Below are 17,947 nucleotides of genomic sequence, written 5' to 3'. Positions count from 1 at the left end.
TAATCGTTAATTCAGGGAGTTGCTATGTCCGCCAAACATCCGGTTATCGCCGTTACAGGCTCCAGCGGCGCGGGAACCACCACCACCAGCCTCGCCTTTCGTAAGATCTTCGCCCAGCTCAATATGCACGCGGCAGAAGTGGAAGGTGACAGCTTCCATCGCTATACCCGCCCGGAAATGGATATGGCTATCCGTAAGGCCCGCGATCTTGGGCGGCATATCAGCTATTTTGGCCCGGAAGCCAATGATTTTGGCCTGCTGGAACAGACGTTTAGCGAATATGGTCAAACCGGCAAAGGTCAGGCGCGCAAATACTTGCATACCTACGATGAAGCCGTTCCCTGGAACCAGGTTCCGGGCACGTTTACGCCGTGGCAACCACTGCCGGAGCCGACCGATGTGCTGTTTTATGAAGGTCTGCACGGCGGTGTAGTGACGCCGCAAAACGATGTCGCGCGTCATGTGGATTTGTTGGTGGGCGTGGTGCCGATCGTCAACCTGGAATGGATTCAAAAACTTGTCCGCGATACCAGTGAGCGCGGGCATTCGCGTGAAGCGGTAATGGATTCTGTCGTGCGTTCAATGGAGGATTACATCAATTTTATTACGCCGCAGTTTTCCCGGACACACATTAACTTCCAGCGCGTGCCAACGGTGGATACGTCCAACCCGTTTGCCGCGAAAGGCATTCCTTCACTGGACGAGAGTTTTGTGGTGATCCACTTCCGTAATCTGGAGGGCATTGATTACCCGTGGTTGCTGGCGATGCTGCAAGGCTCGTTTATCTCGCATATGGATACGCTGGTGGTGCCAGGCGGAAAAATGGGGCTGGCCATGGAGCTGATTATGACGCCGCTGGTGCAACGGCTGATGGAAGGCAAAAAGATCAAATAATGCAGAAAGCCCGGTCAGCAACGCGCCGCCGGGCTTTTCGCATCAGGCTTCGATAACTTCGTAAGAGTGGGTGATATTCACCGCTTTTTCGAGCATCAAGGCCACGGAGCAATACTTCTCCGCTGATAAATCCACCGCGCGGGAAACCGCCGCATCCTTCAGATCTTTACCGGTGACAATAAAGTGCAAATTGATGTGGGTAAACAGGCGCGGCGCTTCTTCGCGACGCTCTGAAGTCAGCTTCACTTCGCAGTCGGTCACGTCATGACGCCCTTTTTGCAAAATAGAAACCACATCAATGGCGCTGCATCCGCCCGCCGCCATCAGCACCATTTCCATCGGGCTTGGCGCTTTGTCGCCGGAGTTACCGTCCATCAGAATTTGGTGGCCCGATGCGGACTCGCCAAGGAACGTTAACCCTTCAACCCATTTCACACGTGCCTGCATTTTCTTCACTCCGGAGTGGCAATTTTCTTTACAGATTACGCGTACATAACAAAACTCGCAACGGAAGGCGACCTGCGTCATGCTGAAGCGAGACACCAGGAGACAGGCGGTAAAAGCTATGCTAAAACACTCTGGATGCTACAGAGATAAATGGATGTTACGCATGTATGCATGACATCATACTTTAGAGACCGCAGATGACGCTGACGGTCCACTTCCCTGGATGCGGGAAGCTTAGATTGCAACCCCAGACGTAGGGGCTCATCCTGTGTCTGAGACAGCTTATAACAGAGGATAATCGCGCATGGTGCTTGGCAAACCACAAACAGACCCGACGCTTGAATGGTTCTTGTCTCATTGCCACATTCACAAGTACCCGTCGAAGAGCACGCTGATTCACCAGGGTGAAAAAGCGGAAACGCTGTATTACATCGTTAAAGGCTCAGTGGCAGTGCTGATCAAGGACGAAGAGGGTAAAGAGATGATCCTCTCCTACCTGAACCAGGGAGATTTTATCGGTGAACTGGGCCTGTTCGAAGAGGGTCAGGAGCGCAGTGCATGGGTACGCGCTAAAACTGCTTGTGAAGTGGCTGAAATCTCGTACAAAAAATTCCGTCAGTTAATCCAGGTTAACCCGGATATCCTGATGCGTCTTTCCTCGCAAATGGCGCGTCGCCTGCAGGTCACTTCAGAAAAAGTGGGTAACCTCGCCTTCCTGGACGTAACCGGCCGTATCGCGCAAACGCTGTTAAACCTGGCGAAACAGCCAGACGCAATGACCCATCCGGACGGCATGCAAATTAAAATTACTCGCCAGGAAATTGGTCAGATCGTCGGTTGTTCCCGTGAAACAGTAGGCCGCATTCTCAAAATGCTCGAAGATCAGAACCTGATCTCCGCCCACGGTAAAACCATCGTCGTATACGGAACGCGTTAATCTGTAAAACGGCGCAGCTTACGCGCTGCGTCGTTTTTCTTCCCTCATGTGGCGCAGACTGATTTATCACCCCGAAATCAACTACGCACTGCGACAAACGCTGGTGTTATGTTTACCTGTGGCCATTGGTCTGGTTACGGGTCATCTGCAACAAGGTCTGCTGTTTTCCCTCGTTCCCGCCTGCTGCAACATTGCCGGGCTTGATACGCCACATAAACGTTTTTTCAAACGTCTGATCATTGGCGGAACCCTGTTTGCCGGCAGCAGCCTGGCGGTGCAATTACTGCTGGCGAAAGAACTTCCATTGCCGCTGATCCTCACCGGGCTGACGCTGGTTTTAGGCGTAACCGCCGAAATCAGTGCGCTGCACGGTCGCCTGCTCCCGGCTTCGCTCATTGCCGCCATCTTTACGCTCAGCCTTGCCGGTAACATGCCGGTATGGGAGCCGATACTTATCTATGCGCTGGGCACGCTGTGGTACGGATTGTTCAACTGGTTCTGGTTCTGGATGTGGCGCGAGCAACCGCTGCGCGAATCGCTCAGCCTTCTCTACCGGCAACTGGCAGACTACTGCGAGGCGAAATACAGCTTGCTGACGCAGCACGCCGACCCGGAAAAAGCGCTGCCGCCGTTGCTCGCCCGCCAGCAAAAAGCGGTGGATATGATAAGCCAGTGCTATCAACAGCTGCATATGCTGGCCGCCAATAAACACAACGATTACAAACGGCTACTGCGGGTTTTCCAGGTAGGGATTGATTTGCAAGAGCACATTTCGGTGAGTTTGCACCAGCCGGAAGAAGTGCAAAAACTGGTGGAACAAACCCACGCCGAACAGGTGATCCGCTGGAACGCGCAAACCGTCGCCGCTCGTCTGCGCGTGCTGGCAGACGACATTCTCTATCACCGCTATCCCACGCGCTTCAACATGGATAAGCAGATTGGCGCGCTGGAAAAAATCGCCCGCCAGCACCCGAATAATCCGGTCGGGCAGTTTTGCGCCTGGCATTTTAGCCGTATCGCGCGCGTCTTGCGCACTCAGCGCCCGCTCTATGCCCGCGATCTGATGGCGGAAAAGCAGCGGCGCTTGCCCCTTTTCCCGGCGCTGAAAAGCTATTTATCACTGAAATCTGCGGCGCTGCGTAATGCCGCGCGGATTAGCGTAATGCTCAGCATTGCCAGCCTGATGGGCAGCGCCCTGCATTTACCGAAGCCCTACTGGATCATGATGACGGTAATGTTTGTCACGCAAAACGGTTATGGCGCAACGCGCGTTCGCATTGTCCACCGGGCGGCGGGCACCATTGCGGGACTGGTGATTGCCGGAGCTACGCTGCACTTTCATGTTCCACTCGGTTTTACGCTGGCGGCGATGCTGATGATTACGCTGGTCAGTTATCTCATTATTCGGAAAAACTACGGCTGGGCGATGGTGGGTTTTACCATTACCGCCGTCTACACCTTGCAGCTGCTGACGCTAAATGGTGAGGAGTTTATTGTCGCCCGCCTTATCGACACGTTAATTGGTTGCCTGATTGCTTTCGGCGGCATGGTCTGGCTGTGGCCACAGTGGCAAAGTGGCTTGCTGCGCCAGAATGCGCACGATGCGCTGGAAACAGATCAGGAAGCGATTCGCCTGATCTTAAGCGATAACCCGCAGCCCACTCCGCTTGCCTGGCAGCGCATGCGCGTAAACCAGGCGCATAACGCCCTGTTTAACTCGCTAAACCAGGCGATGCAGGAACCGGGGTTTAATACACGTTATCTGGAAGATATGAAACTGTGGGTAACGCATAGCCAGTTTATCGTTGAACATATCAATGCGATGACGACGCTGGCGCGCGAACATACGATGTTGACGCCGGAACTGGCGCAACGTTATTTGCAATCCTGCGAAATTGCCCTGCAGCGCTGCCAGCAGCGGCTGGAGTATGACGGGCCGGGAGGATCCGGCGATGTGAATATTCTCGAAGCCCCGGAAGCATTAACGCACGGGCCAATGAGCACGCTGGAGCAGCATTTACAGCGAATCATCGGGCATCTGAACACCATGCACACCATTTCGTCAGTAGCATGGCGTCAGCGCCCGCATCATGGCATCTGGCTTAACCGCCGCCTCAACCGTTGACCACTTTCGCCACCGCATTCGCGAAGCGTTTCATCCCTTCGTCGATATCCTGCGCATCAATAATCAGCGAAGGCACAAAACGCATGACGTCCGGGCCAGCATTCAGCACCATAACGCCCGCATCGGCAGCGGCGTAGAGGAAATCGCGCGCGCGGCCTTTATATTGCGGATTCAGCTCAGCACCAATCAGCAGCCCCATGCCGCGAATATCGCTAAACAGGTCAAACTTCTCGCCAATTTGCTGCAGATGCTTAACGAACAACTGACGTTTTTCATTCACGCCTTTGAGCACTTCTGCCGTGTTGATAATGTCGAATGCGGTCCCGGCGACGGCGCAGGCCAGCGGGTTGCCACCGTAGGTGGAGCCGTGTGAACCGGCATGGAAAACACTGGCAATGTCATGCGTGGTCAGCATCGCGCTGATTGGGAAACCGCCGCCGAGCGCTTTGGCGCTGGTCAAAATATCCGGCGTCACGCCATAGTGCATATAAGCAAACAACTCTCCGCTGCGGCCCATGCCGCACTGCACTTCGTCGAACACCAGCAGGGCGTTGTGCTGATCGCACAGCTCGCGCAAACCTTTCAGGAAATCCGGTGTAGCGGCAGTAACGCCGCCTTCACCCTGAATAGGCTCTACCACTACCGCGCAGGTGTGATCGTCCATCACCGCTTTCACCGCATGCAGATCGTTAAACGGCACATGAATAATGTCCGCCGGTTTCGGGCCAAAGCCATCGGAATACTTCGGCTGGCCGCCCACGCTTACGGTAAACAGCGAACGACCGTGGAAGGCATTATGGAACGCGATGATTTTTGTTTTGTATGGGCTGTGGCGCGTAGATGCATAAAAACGCGCCAGTTTGAATGCCGTTTCGTTAGCTTCAGTGCCGGAATTCATAAACACCACGCGCTCGGCAAACGTGGCGTCGATGAGTTTACGCGCCAGGCGCAGAGCAGGCTCGTTAGTAAAAACATTGCTGGTGTGCCACAGCGTTTCGCCCTGCGTTTTCAGCGTCTCCACCAGCGCCGGATGACAGTGCCCTAACGCAGTAACCGCAATTCCACCTGCAAAATCAACGTACTCTTTACCCTGCTGATCCCACACCCGGCTGCCTTTACCCTTTACCGGGATAAACTCGGCCGGTGCGTAAATTGGCAGAATAACGTCATCGAAGTTTGCACGCGTTACCGCGTCTTGCTGAGTTGCCATGGCTTGCCCATCCAGTTTTACGTTGCATTGATTATGAAAATATAATCACGAAATATGCATAAAAAATCAGTTAATGGCAACCACAAATCAGCGTTCGAGGAAGTTTTTCAGTAACTGATGTCCCTGCTCGCTCAGGATACTTTCCGGGTGAAATTGCACCCCTTCCAGATCCCACTCCCGGTGGCGAATGCCCATGATCTCGCCGCTATCGCTCCAGGCGGTAACCTCGAAGCACGCCGGTAACGTAGGCGGATCGATAACCAGGGAATGGTAACGGGTGACGGTTAACGGATTATTAAGCCCGCAAAATACGCCGGTGCCGTTGTGGATGACAGGCGATGTTTTACCGTGCATCACTTTTGCCGCACGCACGATAGTTGCACCAAAGACCTGCGCAATCGCCTGGTGACCAAGACAAACGCCAAGAATCGGCAATTTCCCCGCGTAATGCCGGATAACCGCCAGCGAAACGCCGGACTCATTCGGCGTACAGGGGCCGGGCGAAATAACGATCTGTTCCGGCGCCAGCGCGGCAATAACCGCAAGCGTTATCTCATCGTTACGCCGCACCTCTACGCTTGCCCCCAGCTCACAAAAATATTGATACAGGTTCCAGGTAAAGGAGTCGTAATTGTCGATAAGCAGGATCATAGCGGCCTCTGATGTCGGAAACCGCGCTAGTTTACTCGCTTTCGACCGCTTCGCTCACCACTTTGCTGAAGATGGCGCAAAGCGGCGCTAAGTCGCCCATTGCGCCTGCCTGGTTTGCCTCGCGCCACTCATCAGGATCGATGCCACGCCAGTCGAGCGAAAACCCCGCATGCAGCGCCAGTTGTTCGAAGAAGATGCGCTGAGCGATGCCGTTGCCAAGGCGGAACGGGTGCAGCACGTTGATTTCACAGTAGTAGTGCGCCAGCCGCTCAATAAACGTCGTTTTTTCCAGCCCGCACAGCCACTCTTCATCTTCCAGTTGCTGCATCAAGGCATTGCCCTCTTTCTCGATATACTCGAAGTGGCAAAACCGGGTATCGCCTTCGTAAATATCCACTTCACGGATCTGCCCGGCCCAGTCGAACACATCCTGATAAAGATGGTGGTGAATGGCGCATAAATGAGGAAGACCGCGCACCATCGGGCCAAGATCCAGTGTGGCGGCGCGTAAGGCGGTGAACTGATAAGCCGCCTGCTCCAGTTTCTGCGCCTGGCGAAGCCCCAGCTCATTGTGCATCACATTCAGGCCAGGATAGAGATACGGATCGCGCCCGTCGCCGAATTTATCACTCATAGTGCCTCCGCAGTTCTTCAAGGCGCGCATCGGCTTCCGCGCTACTTAGCGTCACCCGTTCGCTGTCGACATTCTCCAGCCGTCGGCTGGCCTGAAAATTGGCATTGCGCTGCTGTTCCCAGAGACGGGATTTTTGCCGGTCGGTGAGTTTTTTGGTCATAGCGCCTCCCTGTTTCACATGTCGGTGCCCAAATTATAAGCAGAAATGACAGGTTACGCAGGAAAGCTCAGGAAGCACGGGGTGAACACCCCGTGCGGGGGAAACTTACGGCAGCACTTTCGCGGAGAGGATAACAACCGGTTTTGACGGGACATTCTGGTAAGGCCCCACATCGTGCGTCGGTACCTGGGAAATTTTGTCGGCGACATCCATGCCTTTCACCACTTTACCAAACACCGCGTAACCAAAGTCGCGCTGGCCATGATCGAGGAACGCGTTGTCAGCGACGTTAATAAAGAACTGGCTGGTTGCGCTGTCTTTATCGGCGGTACGCGCCATCGAAATGGTGCCGCGCGTGTTACGCAAGCCGTTGTCAGCTTCATTTTTGATAGGCGAGTTAGGCTGCTTTTGCTGCATCTGCTCGTTGAAACCACCGCCCTGCACCATAAATCCCGGGATCACACGATGAAACGTGGTGTTGTTATAGAAACCGTTATTTACGTAATCAAGGAAGTTTTTCACCGACACAGGGGCTTTCTGGTTGTTCAGCTCCAGTTCAATGTTACCGGCGGAAGTGGTGAGCAGAACATGAGGATCGCCTTTTGCCGCCAGCGCAGCAGAAGAGAAAGCAGAAAGGGCAAACACAGCCGCAACAGCCGCCAGAGTCGATTTAACCATAAGGTTTCCTTAACGAAGAGCAGTAAAGAAAGCGAGTGGCTTGATTCTAAAGAGCAGTCAGCCAGCAGGCCAGCCTTTTACTTAATTTTACGTATTTAGTAACAGATGTAACGTCAGACGGTTCACAACCCGCTTCACGAAGGCTACATACCTGAACGATAACGGCTAAAAAGCACTGCTTCGCCGCCGTTATCCATCTGAATCCAGCTTTGCGCAGGTTGCGTGCTGGCAATGATTCGCCCTTGTCGAATCGACCAACGCACCGGCGACTGGCAGCGCACCGCATCAAAACCGCTCTCAACGGGTAAAATAACCATGTTCGCCGGGTTCCCCGTTTCAATCCCGTACTGCGTTAAACCAAACGTTCTGGCGCTGTTATGCGTGATAAGACGCAGCCCATCATTAATTTGCTGGTAGCCCATCAACTGGCAAACGTGCAGCCCCATATGCAGCACCTGCAACATGTTGCCGGTGCCAAGCGGATACCAGGGATCAAACAAATCGTCATGGCCAAAACAGACATTTATCCCCGCCGCCAGGAGCTCTTTCACCCGCGTAATTCCCCGACGCTTTGGATAATCGTCAAAGCGCCCCTGCAAGTGAATGTTTACCAGCGGGTTAGCAACAAAGTTAATGCCGGAAAGCTTTAACAAACGGAACAGCCGCGAGGTGTACGCGCCATTGTAAGAGTGCATCGCCGTGGTATGGCTGGCGGTGACGCGCGGGCCAATGCCCATCTTCAGCGCCAGCGCGGCAACGGTTTCGACAAAGCGCGACTGCTCATCGTCAATTTCATCACAGTGAATATCCAACGGGCGGTCATATTTTTGCGCCAGTGCGAACGCAATATGCAGCGATTCAACGCCATATTCGCGGGTAAATTCAAAATGCGGGATCGCGCCAACCACATCCGCGCCAAGCTGAAGCGCCTCTTCCAGCAATGCCGCGCCGTTGGGATAAGAGAGGATGCCTTCCTGCGGGAAAGCGACAATCTGCAGATCAACCCAGGGCGCGACCTCGTCTTTTACTTCCAGCATGGCTTTCAGCGCTGTCAGACTGGGGTCGGAAACATCAACATGGGTCCGCACATGCTGCACGCCGTTGGCCATTTGCCACTTCAATGTTTGCCTGGCACGCGCTTTGACATCCTGATGGCTTAGCAGCGCTTTGCGTTCCGCCCAGCGCTCAATGCCTTCAAACAGCGTGCCGGATTGGTTCCAGTTCGGCTCTCCGGCAGTTTGCGTGGTATCCAGATGGATATGCGGTTCAACAAACGGCGGCAGGGCCAGCCCACCGTGCGCATTCAGCACTTCCAGGCTGTCGCTGTGTGTTTCATTCATTGGGGTGATTTCACCGAAGCGACCATTCTCAATCGCGATTTGCCATAACCCTTCGCGTTCGGGTAAATGCACATTCTGAACTAACCAAATCGGTGCTGCCGACATAGTGTGACTCCCTCTGTTTCCCTCAGATAATTTGTATCAGACGTGCGTGCAAAAACCCTCTTTTTTTGTACACAAATTCTGCAAAGCATAAAAACCAGTGATATCCGCGACTTATAAAAACCAATAAAAATCAAATATCTACCCATTAAGTGGTATGTGAAGGTGTATTTGATGCACATCAATAAGCCGGGTAGCTGAATCGTTAAGGTAGGTGGTAGTAGAAAAGAAATCGAGGCAAAAATGAGCAAAGTCAAACTCGCTATTATCGGTAACGGCATGGTCGGCCACCGTTTTATTGAGGATCTCCTCGATAAAGCCGACGCCAGCCAGTTCGATATTACCGTCTTCTGTGAGGAGCCGCGTAAAGCCTACGACCGCGTCCACCTCTCTTCCTATTTTTCCCACCATACGGCTGAAGAGCTGTCGCTGGTTCGCGAAGGCTTTTACGAGAAACACGGCGTAAAAGTGCTGGTCGGCGAGCGTGCTATCACCATCAACCGTCAGGAAAAAGTGATCCACTCCAGCGCCGGACGTACGGTTTATTACGACAAATTGATCATGGCGACCGGTTCCTATCCGTGGATCCCGCCGATCAAAGGCTCCGAAACGCAAGACTGCTTCGTTTATCGCACTATTGAAGATTTGAACGCCATTGAATCCTGCGCACGTCGCAGCCGCCGCGGCGCGGTCGTCGGTGGCGGTTTGCTCGGTCTGGAAGCGGCCGGAGCGCTGAAAAACTTAGGCGTGGAAACCCACGTCATTGAATTTGCGCCAATGCTAATGGCAGAACAGCTCGACCAGATGGGCGGCGAGCAACTGAAGCGCAAAATCGAAAGCATGGGCGTGCGCGTACACACCAGCAAAAACACTAAAGAGATTGTGCAGGAAGGCACCGAAGCGCGTAAAACCATGCGTTTTGCCGATGGTAGCGCACTGGAAGTCGACTTTATTGTCTTCTCCACCGGTATTCGCCCGCGCGACAAACTGGCAACCCAGTGCGGTCTGGAAGTGGCGCAGCGCGGCGGTATCATGATCAACGATAGCTGCCAAACCTCCGACCCGAATATCTATGCTATCGGCGAGTGCGCCAGCTGGAACAACCGCGTGTACGGTCTGGTTGCGCCAGGATACAAAATGGCGCAGGTGGCGGTGGATCATATCCTCGGCACGGTCAATGCCTTTGAAGGTGCAGACCTTAGCGCCAAACTGAAACTGCTCGGCGTCGACGTTGGTGGTATCGGCGACGCCCATGGTCGTACGCCAGGCGCACGCAGCTATGTCTATCTCGACGAAAGCAAAGAAGTTTACAAACGCCTGATTGTCAGCCCGGATAACAAAACTCTGCTCGGCGCAGTACTGGTTGGCGACACCAGCGATTTCGGCAACCTGCTGCAACTGGTGCTGAACGCTATCGAACTGCCGGAAAACCCGGACGCATTGATCCTGCCAGCCCATGCGGCAGGCGGTAAACCCTCTATCGGCGTGGATAAGCTGCCGGACAGCGCGCAGATCTGCTCCTGCTTCGACGTCACCAAAGGTGACCTGATTGCCGCGATTAATAAAGGCTGTCACACCGTTGCCGCGCTGAAAGCAGAAACCAAAGCCGGTACGGGCTGCGGCGGTTGTATCCCACTGGTCACCCAGGTGCTGAACGCCGAACTGGCGAAACAGGGCATCGAAGTGACCAATAACCTGTGTGAGCACTTTGCTTACTCACGCCAGGAGTTGTACCACCTGATCCGCGTGGAAGGCATCAAATCCTTCGACGAACTGCTGGCAAAATATGGCAAAGGTTATGGTTGCGAAGTGTGTAAACCGACTGTCGGTTCACTGCTGGCGTCCTGCTGGAATGAGTACATCCTGAAACCGCAACACACGCCGTTGCAGGATACTAACGACAACTTCCTCGCCAACATCCAGAAAGATGGCACCTATTCCGTGATCCCGCGCTCCGCAGGCGGCGAAATCACCCCGGAAGGGCTGATGGAAGTGGGCCGTATCGCCCGCGAGTTCAATCTCTACACCAAAATCACCGGTTCTCAGCGTATCGGCCTGTTCGGCGCGCAAAAAGATGACCTGCCGGAAATCTGGCGTCAGTTGATTAACGCGGGCTTTGAAACCGGACACGCCTACGCCAAAGCGCTGCGTATGGCGAAAACCTGTGTCGGTTCGACCTGGTGCCGTTACGGTGTGGGCGACAGCGTAGGATTCGGCGTTGAGCTGGAAAACCGCTACAAAGGGATTCGTACCCCGCACAAAATGAAGTTCGGCGTCTCTGGCTGTACCCGTGAATGTGCCGAAGCGCAGGGTAAAGACGTGGGGATTATCGCCACGGAAAAAGGCTGGAACCTGTATGTGTGCGGTAACGGCGGCATGAAACCGCGCCACGCGGATCTGCTGGCGGCGGATCTCGATCGCGAAACCCTGCTGCACTATCTCGATCGCTTTATGATGTTCTACATCCGTACCGCCGACAAACTGACGCGTACCGCCTCCTGGCTCGACAGCATGGAAGGCGGCATCGAATATCTGAAGAGCGTGATTATCGATGACAAACTGGGCTTTGACGCACAGCTGGAAGAAGAGATGACCCGCCTGCGTGAAGCGGTGGTCTGCGAGTGGACAGAAACGGTGAACACGCCTTCTGCGCAGCTTCGCTTTAAACACTTTATCAACAGCGACCGCCGCGACCCGAACGTGCAGGTGGTGCCAGAGCGTCAGCAACATCGCCCGGCAACCCCGTATGAACGTATTCCGGTGGTGTTAGTGGAGGAAAACGCATGAGCCAGTGGAACACCGTCTGCAAAATCGATGACATCATCCCGGCGACCGGCGTGTGCGCGTTGGTGAAAGGTCAGCAAGTCGCAATTTTTCGCCCGCGCCATGATGATCAAGTGTATGCCATTAGCAATATCGACCCGTTTTTTGAGTCCAGCGTGCTCTCTCGTGGCCTTATCGCTGAACATCAGGGCGAGTTGTGGGTTGCCAGCCCGCTGAAAAAACAGCGCTTCCGCCTGCGTGACGGCGTATGCATGGAAGATGAAAGCCGCTCTGTCGCGCATTTCGATGCGCGCGTGAAAGACGGCGAAGTACAGATTAAAGCGTAATACCCCTGCGGGGGCGCAATGCTCCCGCTGTTTCACTTTTTCGTTTTCATTTTTTTCTTTTAAACATTTTCTTTTTAACTTTGGATAATCAACATCATGTTTACCGACACTATTAATAAGTGCGCGGCTAATGCTGCGCGTATCGCTCGCCTCTCTGCACAGAATCCGCTGGGTTTCTGGATAAGTTCCGCCATGGCGGGCGCGTATGTTGGCCTCGGCATCATCCTGATTTTTACCCTTGGCAACCTGCTCGATCCGGCATTGCGCCCACTGGTGATGGGCGCGACGTTCGGTATCGCCTTAACGCTGGTGATTATCGCCGGTTCTGAGTTGTTTACCGGTCACACCATGTTTCTGACGCTGGGCGTCAAAGCGGGCACCATCAGCCATGGGCAAATGTGGGCTATTTTGCCGCAAACCTGGCTCGGTAATTTGCTCGGCTCAGTGTTCGTCGCGCTGCTGTATAACTGGGGCGGCGGCAGCTTGTTACCCGTAGACACCAGCCTGGTGCACGCGGTAGCACTGGCGAAAACCAGTGCGCCAGCAACGGTGCTGTTTTTTAAGGGGGCGCTGTGTAACTGGCTGGTATGCCTTGCTATCTGGATGGCAATCCGCACCGAAGGCGCGGCGAAGTTTCTCGCTATCTGGTGGTGTCTGCTGGCGTTTATCGCCTCGGGTTACGAGCATTCCATCGCCAATATGACGCTCTTCGCGCTCTCCTGGTTTGGTCATCACAGCGAAGCGTATACGCTGTCTGGTATCGGTCATAACCTGCTGTGGGTAACGCTTGGCAATACCCTCTCTGGTGCAGTATTTATGGGGTTAGGTTACTGGTATGCTACGCCGAAATCTGAGCGTCCTTCTGCGGTCACCCGCGTGGTAAGCCAGGCTACAGCGAATAACTAAAATGTTGAGGTAATGTCGTGGATCATTTGCCAATTTTTTGCCAGCTACGCGATCGCCAGTGCCTGCTTGTCGGTGGTGGCGATGTCGCAGAACGTAAAGCCCGGCTGTTAATGGATGCGGGTGCACGGCTTACCGTTAACGCGCTCACGTTTGTTCCCCAGTTCACCGTCTGGGCCGAAGAAGGCATGTTGACGCTGGTTGAAGGCGAATTTAGCGAAACGTTGTTAGACGCGTGTTGGCTGGCGATTGCCGCAACGGATGACGAAGCGGTTAATCAGCGCGTCAGCGACGCCGCAGAGCAGCGCCGTATCTTCTGTAACGTTGTCGATGCGCCCAAACAGGCAAGCTTTATCATGCCGTCAATCATTGACCGCTCGCCGTTGATGGTGGCGGTCTCTTCCGGTGGCACATCGCCAGTGCTGGCGCGTTTGCTGCGTGAAAAACTGGAATCGCTGTTGCCGCAGCATCTGGGTCATGTCGCCCATTACGCAGGCAAACTACGCAGCCGGGTCAAAAAGCAGTTCGCCAGTATGAGCGAGCGCCGCCGCTTCTGGGAAAAATTGTTCGTCAATGACCGCCTGGCGCAATCCCTGGCGAACCAGGACACCAGTTCAGTGGAGAAAATTACCGGACAACTGCTGACCGAGCCGCTGGATAACCGTGGCGAAGTGGTACTGGTTGGCGCAGGGCCTGGCGACGCCGGGCTGCTGACCTTAAAAGGTTTGCAGCAAATCCAGCAAGCCGATGTGGTGGTGTATGACCGGCTGGTTTCCGATGAGATCATGAACCTGGTGCGCCGCGATGCCGACCGGGTTTTTGTGGGCAAACGCGCGGGCTATCACTGCGTGCCGCAGGAGGAGATCAATCAGATCCTGCTGCGCGAAGCGCAAAGCGGTAAACGCGTTGTCCGGCTTAAAGGCGGCGACCCGTTTATTTTTGGTCGCGGCGGCGAAGAGCTGGAAACGCTCTGCCACGCGGGTATCCCTTTTTCGGTAGTGCCCGGTATTACGGCGGCATCGGGCTGTTCAGCTTACTCCGGCATTCCGCTAACCCATCGTGATTATGCGCAAAGCGTGCGGCTGGTGACCGGCCACCTGAAAACCGGTGGCGAGCTGGACTGGGCCAACCTGGCTGCGGAAAAGCAAACGCTGGTGTTCTATATGGGACTGAATCAGGCGGCAACGATTCAGGCGCAATTAATGGCGCACGGAATGCAGGCAGACATGCCAGTGGCGCTGGTTGAGAACGGCACCTCTGTGCAGCAGAAAGTCGTCAGCGGCGCGTTGTCGCAGCTGGGCGAGCTGGCACAGCAGGTGCAAAGCCCGGCGCTGATCATTGTTGGCCGTGTGGTGGGGCTGCGCGATAAGCTTAAGTGGTTCTAAAAATAGAAAAAGGGCAGGTAGAACCTGCCCTTTTTTATTCTGTCATCAATTACGGTTTAGCAACGAAACCAATCGCTTCGTAGACTTTCTTCAGGGTTTCCGATGCCCGCGCGCTGGCTTTTTCCGCGCCGTCTTTCATCACCTGTTGCAGGAAAGCTTCGTCATTGCGATAGCGATGATAACGCTCTTGCAGCTCGGTCAGCATGCCGGAAACGGCATCCGCCACTTCCCCTTTCAGATGACCGTACATTTTGCCTTCAAAGTGCTGTTCCAGCTCCGCAATACCCTGACCGGTCACGGCAGAGAGAATATCCAGCAGGTTGGAAACGCCCGCTTTGTTGGCGATGTCGTAACGAACCACTGGCGGCTCGTCGGAATCGGTCACCGCACGTTTGATTTTCTTCACTACCGATTTCGGATCTTCCAGCAGGCCGATAACGTTGTTGCGGTTATCATCCGATTTGGACATCTTCTTGGTCGGCTCCAGCAGCGACATCACGCGCGCGCCGGATTTCGGAATGAACGGCTCAGGCACTTTGAAGATATCGCCATAAATCGCGTTGAAACGCTGGGCGATATCGCGGCTCAGTTCCAGATGCTGTTTCTGATCTTCACCCACCGGTACCTGATTGGTTTGGTACAGCAGAATGTCCGCCGCCATCAGCACCGGGTAATCAAACAGACCGGCGTTGATGTTTTCCGCATAGCGTGCGGATTTGTCTTTGAACTGAGTCATGCGACTCAGTTCACCGAAATAGGTGTAGCAGTTCAGCGCCCAGCCGAGCTGCGCATGTTCCGGCACATGGGACTGAACGAAGATGGTGCTTTTTTGCGGATCGATGCCGCACGCCAGATAAAGTGCCAGCGTATCCAGCGTCGCCTTACGCAGCGCTTGCGGATCCTGGCGCACGGTAATCGCGTGCTGGTCAACGATGCAGTAGATACAGTGATAGTCGTCCTGCATGTTCACCCACTGACGCAGCGCACCCATATAGTTGCCAATGGTTAATTCACCTGAGGGCTGTGCGCCACTAAAGACGATGGGCTTAGTCATTTTTCATTTCCTGATTTTCACTGTGCGAAAGCCCGAGTGCGGGCAGTAAATCTTTGAAGTGATCGAACACGTAATCCGGCTCGCTGACGGTAATCGCTTCGCCGTAGTTATACCCGTAGGTCAGGCCAACAGAAGCGCTACCTGCAGCCTTAGCGGCCAGAATGTCATTACGCGAATCACCAACGAAGAGCAACTCATGAGGTTGAATATTGAGCTTTTTGCACACCAGAAGCAACGGTTCCGGGTGCGGCTTTTTGTTCACCACATCATCGCCGCCGACCGCAAACGTGAAGTATTGCGCAATGCCCAGCGCCTCCAGCAACGGTGCCACGAACGGCGTCGGCTTATTGGTGACCAGCGCCAGTGGCAAGCCTTTAGCATGCAGAGCCGCCAGCGTTTGCGCCACGTCCGGGAAGAGAAAACTGCCCTCTTCCACGGTCTCTTCGTAATAACGGTTGAACAGCTTACGCAGCATGCGTATCTGCTCTTCTTGCGGAATATCGTTACCTACGTCCGGCTTGCCTTGCGCCGCGCGCTGGCTGCTGCGTTCCTGGCGAGCCCAGTTAAACGCCCGCTCCATCAGCACATCTGCGCCGTTACCAATCCAGGTTACCACGCGTGCTTCGCCCGCCTGCGGTAACTCAAGAGCATACAGCGCGCTATCAACAGCAGCGGTCAGACCCGGCGCGCTATCCACCAGCGTACCGTCGAGATCAAAAGCAATACCCTGAATCGACTGCATTTTATTCATGACTTACCTTTGCCAGTTCACTACGCATTTCATCAATAACCTGTTTGTAATCGGGTTTATCGAAAATCGCCGAACCCGCGACAAACATATCTGCGCCCGCGGCGGCGATGTCGCCAATGTTGCTCACCTTAACACCGCCGTCGACTTCAAGACGGATATCAAAGCCTGAAGCATCAATGCGGCGACGCACTTCACGCAGCTTATCCAGCGTGTGCGGAATAAAAGACTGACCGCCAAAACCGGGGTTTACCGACATCAGCAGGATCACGTCCAGTTTATCCATCACATGATCCAGGTAGCTGAGCGGTGTTGCCGGGTTAAACACCAGCCCCGCTTTACAACCGTGCTCTTTGATGAGCTGCAGGGAGCGATCGACGTGTTCGGACGCTTCGGGATGAAAGGTGATAATGCTTGCGCCAGCGGCGGCGAAGTCCGGGATCAGCCGATCAACCGGTTTCACCATCAGGTGAACATCAATAGGCGCGGTGATGCCATAATTACGCAGCGCTTTGAGCACCATCGGGCCAATGGTCAAATTCGGCACGTAATGGTTATCCATCACGTCGAAATGCACCACATCACCACCTGCAGCCAGTACGGCGGCGGTATCTTCGCCGAGGCGTGCAAAATCAGCCGACAGAATCGAAGGGGCAATCAAATACTGTTTCATCCGCATCTCCTTGAGAAAGTAGGGTTCGGCAGGCAGCGCGGTGAATGCGAATTATCGCGGAGCCGGGCGATAGAGTGCCAGCAGCTCATCCACCTTTTTACGTGTACCACCGTTACTGCTGATACTGCGCCGCACTTTTACCACGTGCAATTTTGCCTGACTGTACCACTCACGCGTTAACAGCGTGTCGTGGTTGGAAATCAATACCGGGATCCGGTTTTGCACCAGGCTTTCGGCAATCGCCGCCAAATGCGCCTGCTGCTCAAGACTGAAACTGTTGGTGTGATACGCCGTAAAATTGGCCGTCGCCGACAGCGGGGCGTAAGGCGGATCGCAGTAGACCACGGAGTTCTCGTCAGCGCGCGCCATGCTATCTGCGTAAGATTCACAGTAAAAGAAGGCATTCTGCGCTTTTTCGGCGAAGTGATACAACTCCGCTTCCGGGAAATAGGGTTTCTTATAACGCCCGAACGGCACGTTGAATTCACCGCGCAAATTATAGCGGCACAGACCGTTGTAGCCATGGCGATTGAGGTATAAAAACAGCAGCGCGCGCCGGAAGGGCTCCTGGCACTGGTTAAACTCTTCGCGCAGCTGGTAATAAACCACAGACTGATTCGTCTCAGGCGCGAACAGCGCCCGTGCCTGGCGCACATACTCGTCAGGCTGGTCTTTAACGATGTTATAGAGGCTAATCAGGTCGCTGTTGATATCAGCGAGGATATAGCGGGGGAACGACGTGTTGAGAAACACCGAACCCGCGCCGACGAACGGCTCGATAAGGCATTCACCCTGCGGCAGATGCCTTCCGATATCGTCCAGCAGGGGGTATTTCCCCCCTGCCCATTTCAAAAAAGCGCGATTCTTTTTCATGCTGACTGATTACTTACACTCTC

Annotated in this window: 18 protein-coding genes; 7 read left to right on the top strand and 11 right to left on the bottom strand. The window is 54.4% G+C overall.

Annotated elements, in window-relative coordinates; genetic code table 11:
- Nucleotides 1-24 precede the first annotated feature (24 nt).
- Nucleotides 25-894, top strand: a complete 870-nt coding sequence (locus JKP81_RS08625) for a phosphoribulokinase (protein ID WP_017459871.1) — start codon at nt 25-27, stop codon at nt 892-894.
- 42 nt (nt 895-936) lie between these two features.
- On the opposite strand, the gene JKP81_RS08620 is transcribed toward JKP81_RS08625, so the two are convergent.
- A complete protein-coding gene (locus JKP81_RS08620; RefSeq protein WP_058609467.1) occupies nt 937-1,341 on the bottom strand; it encodes an OsmC family protein in 405 nt (134 codons plus the stop codon).
- A gap of 304 nt (nt 1,342-1,645) precedes the next feature.
- On the opposite strand from JKP81_RS08620, the gene crp reads away from it, so the two are divergent.
- Nucleotides 1,646-2,278, top strand: coding sequence for a cAMP-activated global transcriptional regulator CRP (gene crp, locus JKP81_RS08615; protein WP_000242758.1), 633 nt, complete (start codon nt 1,646-1,648; stop codon nt 2,276-2,278).
- Between the two features lie 46 nt (nt 2,279-2,324).
- Nucleotides 2,325-4,403: a YccS/YhfK family putative transporter gene (locus tag JKP81_RS08610; RefSeq protein ID WP_200551397.1), complete on the top strand. Its 2,079-nt coding sequence runs from the start codon at nt 2,325-2,327 to the stop codon at nt 4,401-4,403.
- On the opposite strand, the gene JKP81_RS08605 is transcribed toward JKP81_RS08610, so the two are convergent.
- From JKP81_RS08605 to JKP81_RS08580, 6 genes are all read right to left on the bottom strand, one after another.
- The gene (locus JKP81_RS08605; RefSeq protein ID WP_200551396.1) at nt 4,393-5,613 is read right to left on the bottom strand and encodes an aspartate aminotransferase family protein; all 1,221 of its coding nucleotides are present in this window, start codon (nt 5,611-5,613) and stop codon (nt 4,393-4,395) included. The two genes, JKP81_RS08610 and JKP81_RS08605, sit on opposite strands and share 11 nt — an antisense overlap.
- An 87-nt stretch (nt 5,614-5,700) precedes the next feature.
- Nucleotides 5,701-6,264: an aminodeoxychorismate synthase component 2 gene (gene pabA / locus JKP81_RS08600; protein ID WP_200551395.1), complete on the bottom strand. Its 564-nt coding sequence runs from the start codon at nt 6,262-6,264 to the stop codon at nt 5,701-5,703.
- Nucleotides 6,265-6,295: 31 nt separating this feature from the next.
- Nucleotides 6,296-6,898 (bottom strand): putative adenosine monophosphate-protein transferase Fic, encoded by a 603-nt coding sequence (locus JKP81_RS08595; RefSeq protein WP_200551394.1) that lies wholly within the window; start codon nt 6,896-6,898, stop codon nt 6,296-6,298.
- Nucleotides 6,891-7,058 carry a YhfG family protein gene (locus JKP81_RS08590; RefSeq protein WP_200551393.1) on the bottom strand — a complete coding sequence of 56 codons (168 nt, stop codon included), beginning with the start codon at nt 7,056-7,058 and terminating at the stop codon, nt 6,891-6,893. The genes JKP81_RS08595 and JKP81_RS08590 overlap by 8 nt, the downstream gene beginning before the upstream one ends.
- A gap of 105 nt (nt 7,059-7,163) precedes the next feature.
- Complete coding sequence (gene ppiA, locus JKP81_RS08585) at nt 7,164-7,736, bottom strand: peptidylprolyl isomerase A (RefSeq protein WP_200551392.1); 573 nt, start codon at nt 7,734-7,736, stop codon at nt 7,164-7,166.
- Nucleotides 7,737-7,879: 143 nt separating this feature from the next.
- Nucleotides 7,880-9,181: a cytosine deaminase gene (locus JKP81_RS08580; RefSeq protein WP_200551391.1), complete on the bottom strand. Its 1,302-nt coding sequence runs from the start codon at nt 9,179-9,181 to the stop codon at nt 7,880-7,882.
- A gap of 240 nt (nt 9,182-9,421) precedes the next feature.
- Here JKP81_RS08580 and nirB point away from each other — a divergent pair, with 240 nt between their 5' ends.
- The 4 genes from nirB (at nt 9,422) to cysG (ending at nt 14,576) form a co-directional block, all read left to right on the top strand.
- Nucleotides 9,422-11,965: a nitrite reductase large subunit NirB gene (gene nirB, locus JKP81_RS08575; RefSeq protein ID WP_200551390.1), complete on the top strand. Its 2,544-nt coding sequence runs from the start codon at nt 9,422-9,424 to the stop codon at nt 11,963-11,965.
- Nucleotides 11,962-12,288, top strand: coding sequence for a nitrite reductase small subunit NirD (gene nirD / locus JKP81_RS08570; protein WP_020455530.1), 327 nt, complete (start codon nt 11,962-11,964; stop codon nt 12,286-12,288). The genes nirB and nirD overlap by 4 nt, the downstream gene beginning before the upstream one ends.
- A gap of 96 nt (nt 12,289-12,384) precedes the next feature.
- Nucleotides 12,385-13,194, top strand: coding sequence for a nitrite transporter NirC (nirC, locus tag JKP81_RS08565; protein WP_200551389.1), 810 nt, complete (start codon nt 12,385-12,387; stop codon nt 13,192-13,194).
- Between the two features lie 17 nt (nt 13,195-13,211).
- Complete coding sequence (cysG, locus tag JKP81_RS08560; protein ID WP_200551388.1) at nt 13,212-14,576, top strand: siroheme synthase CysG; 1,365 nt, start codon at nt 13,212-13,214, stop codon at nt 14,574-14,576.
- Between the two features lie 49 nt (nt 14,577-14,625).
- On the opposite strand, the gene trpS is transcribed toward cysG, so the two are convergent.
- The 4 genes from trpS to dam are packed head-to-tail and all read right to left on the bottom strand — an operon-like array spanning nt 14,626 to nt 17,924.
- Nucleotides 14,626-15,630, bottom strand: a complete 1,005-nt coding sequence (gene trpS, locus JKP81_RS08555) for a tryptophan--tRNA ligase (protein ID WP_200551387.1) — start codon at nt 15,628-15,630, stop codon at nt 14,626-14,628.
- A complete protein-coding gene (gene gph, locus JKP81_RS08550; RefSeq protein ID WP_200551386.1) occupies nt 15,623-16,381 on the bottom strand; it encodes a phosphoglycolate phosphatase in 759 nt (252 codons plus the stop codon). The genes trpS and gph overlap by 8 nt, the downstream gene beginning before the upstream one ends.
- Nucleotides 16,374-17,051 (bottom strand): ribulose-phosphate 3-epimerase, encoded by a 678-nt coding sequence (gene rpe, locus JKP81_RS08545; RefSeq protein ID WP_017459856.1) that lies wholly within the window; start codon nt 17,049-17,051, stop codon nt 16,374-16,376. Before rpe ends, gph begins: the two co-directional genes overlap by 8 nt.
- 51 nt (nt 17,052-17,102) lie before the next feature.
- A complete protein-coding gene (dam, locus tag JKP81_RS08540; RefSeq protein WP_200551385.1) occupies nt 17,103-17,924 on the bottom strand; it encodes an adenine-specific DNA-methyltransferase in 822 nt (273 codons plus the stop codon).
- Nucleotides 17,925-17,947 lie beyond the last annotated feature (23 nt).

This window comes from Kosakonia sp. LAM2021 (assembly GCF_016620385.1).
GTDB lineage: Bacteria > Pseudomonadota > Gammaproteobacteria > Enterobacterales > Enterobacteriaceae > Kosakonia > Kosakonia sacchari.
This window is presented reverse-complemented; position numbering and strand designations above follow the sequence as displayed.

What these genes read in the sequence shown, in the direction of transcription:
- JKP81_RS08625 (WP_017459871.1), top strand. Translation starts at nt 25, where the DNA reads ATGTCCGCCAAACATCCGGTTATCGCCGTTACAGGCTCCAGCGGCGCG.
- JKP81_RS08620 (WP_058609467.1), bottom strand. Translation starts at nt 1,341, where the DNA reads ATGCAGGCACGTGTGAAATGGGTTGAAGGGTTAACGTTCCTTGGCGAG.
- crp (WP_000242758.1), top strand. Translation starts at nt 1,646, where the DNA reads ATGGTGCTTGGCAAACCACAAACAGACCCGACGCTTGAATGGTTCTTG.
- JKP81_RS08610 (WP_200551397.1), top strand. Translation starts at nt 2,325, where the DNA reads ATGTGGCGCAGACTGATTTATCACCCCGAAATCAACTACGCACTGCGA.
- JKP81_RS08605 (WP_200551396.1), bottom strand. Translation starts at nt 5,613, where the DNA reads ATGGCAACTCAGCAAGACGCGGTAACGCGTGCAAACTTCGATGACGTT.
- pabA (WP_200551395.1), bottom strand. Translation starts at nt 6,264, where the DNA reads ATGATCCTGCTTATCGACAATTACGACTCCTTTACCTGGAACCTGTAT.
- JKP81_RS08595 (WP_200551394.1), bottom strand. Translation starts at nt 6,898, where the DNA reads ATGAGTGATAAATTCGGCGACGGGCGCGATCCGTATCTCTATCCTGGC.
- JKP81_RS08590 (WP_200551393.1), bottom strand. Translation starts at nt 7,058, where the DNA reads ATGACCAAAAAACTCACCGACCGGCAAAAATCCCGTCTCTGGGAACAG.
- ppiA (WP_200551392.1), bottom strand. Translation starts at nt 7,736, where the DNA reads ATGGTTAAATCGACTCTGGCGGCTGTTGCGGCTGTGTTTGCCCTTTCT.
- JKP81_RS08580 (WP_200551391.1), bottom strand. Translation starts at nt 9,181, where the DNA reads ATGTCGGCAGCACCGATTTGGTTAGTTCAGAATGTGCATTTACCCGAA.
- nirB (WP_200551390.1), top strand. Translation starts at nt 9,422, where the DNA reads ATGAGCAAAGTCAAACTCGCTATTATCGGTAACGGCATGGTCGGCCAC.
- nirD (WP_020455530.1), top strand. Translation starts at nt 11,962, where the DNA reads ATGAGCCAGTGGAACACCGTCTGCAAAATCGATGACATCATCCCGGCG.
- nirC (WP_200551389.1), top strand. Translation starts at nt 12,385, where the DNA reads ATGTTTACCGACACTATTAATAAGTGCGCGGCTAATGCTGCGCGTATC.
- trpS (WP_200551387.1), bottom strand. Translation starts at nt 15,630, where the DNA reads ATGACTAAGCCCATCGTCTTTAGTGGCGCACAGCCCTCAGGTGAATTA.
- gph (WP_200551386.1), bottom strand. Translation starts at nt 16,381, where the DNA reads ATGAATAAAATGCAGTCGATTCAGGGTATTGCTTTTGATCTCGACGGT.
- rpe (WP_017459856.1), bottom strand. Translation starts at nt 17,051, where the DNA reads ATGAAACAGTATTTGATTGCCCCTTCGATTCTGTCGGCTGATTTTGCA.
- dam (WP_200551385.1), bottom strand. Translation starts at nt 17,924, where the DNA reads ATGAAAAAGAATCGCGCTTTTTTGAAATGGGCAGGGGGGAAATACCCC.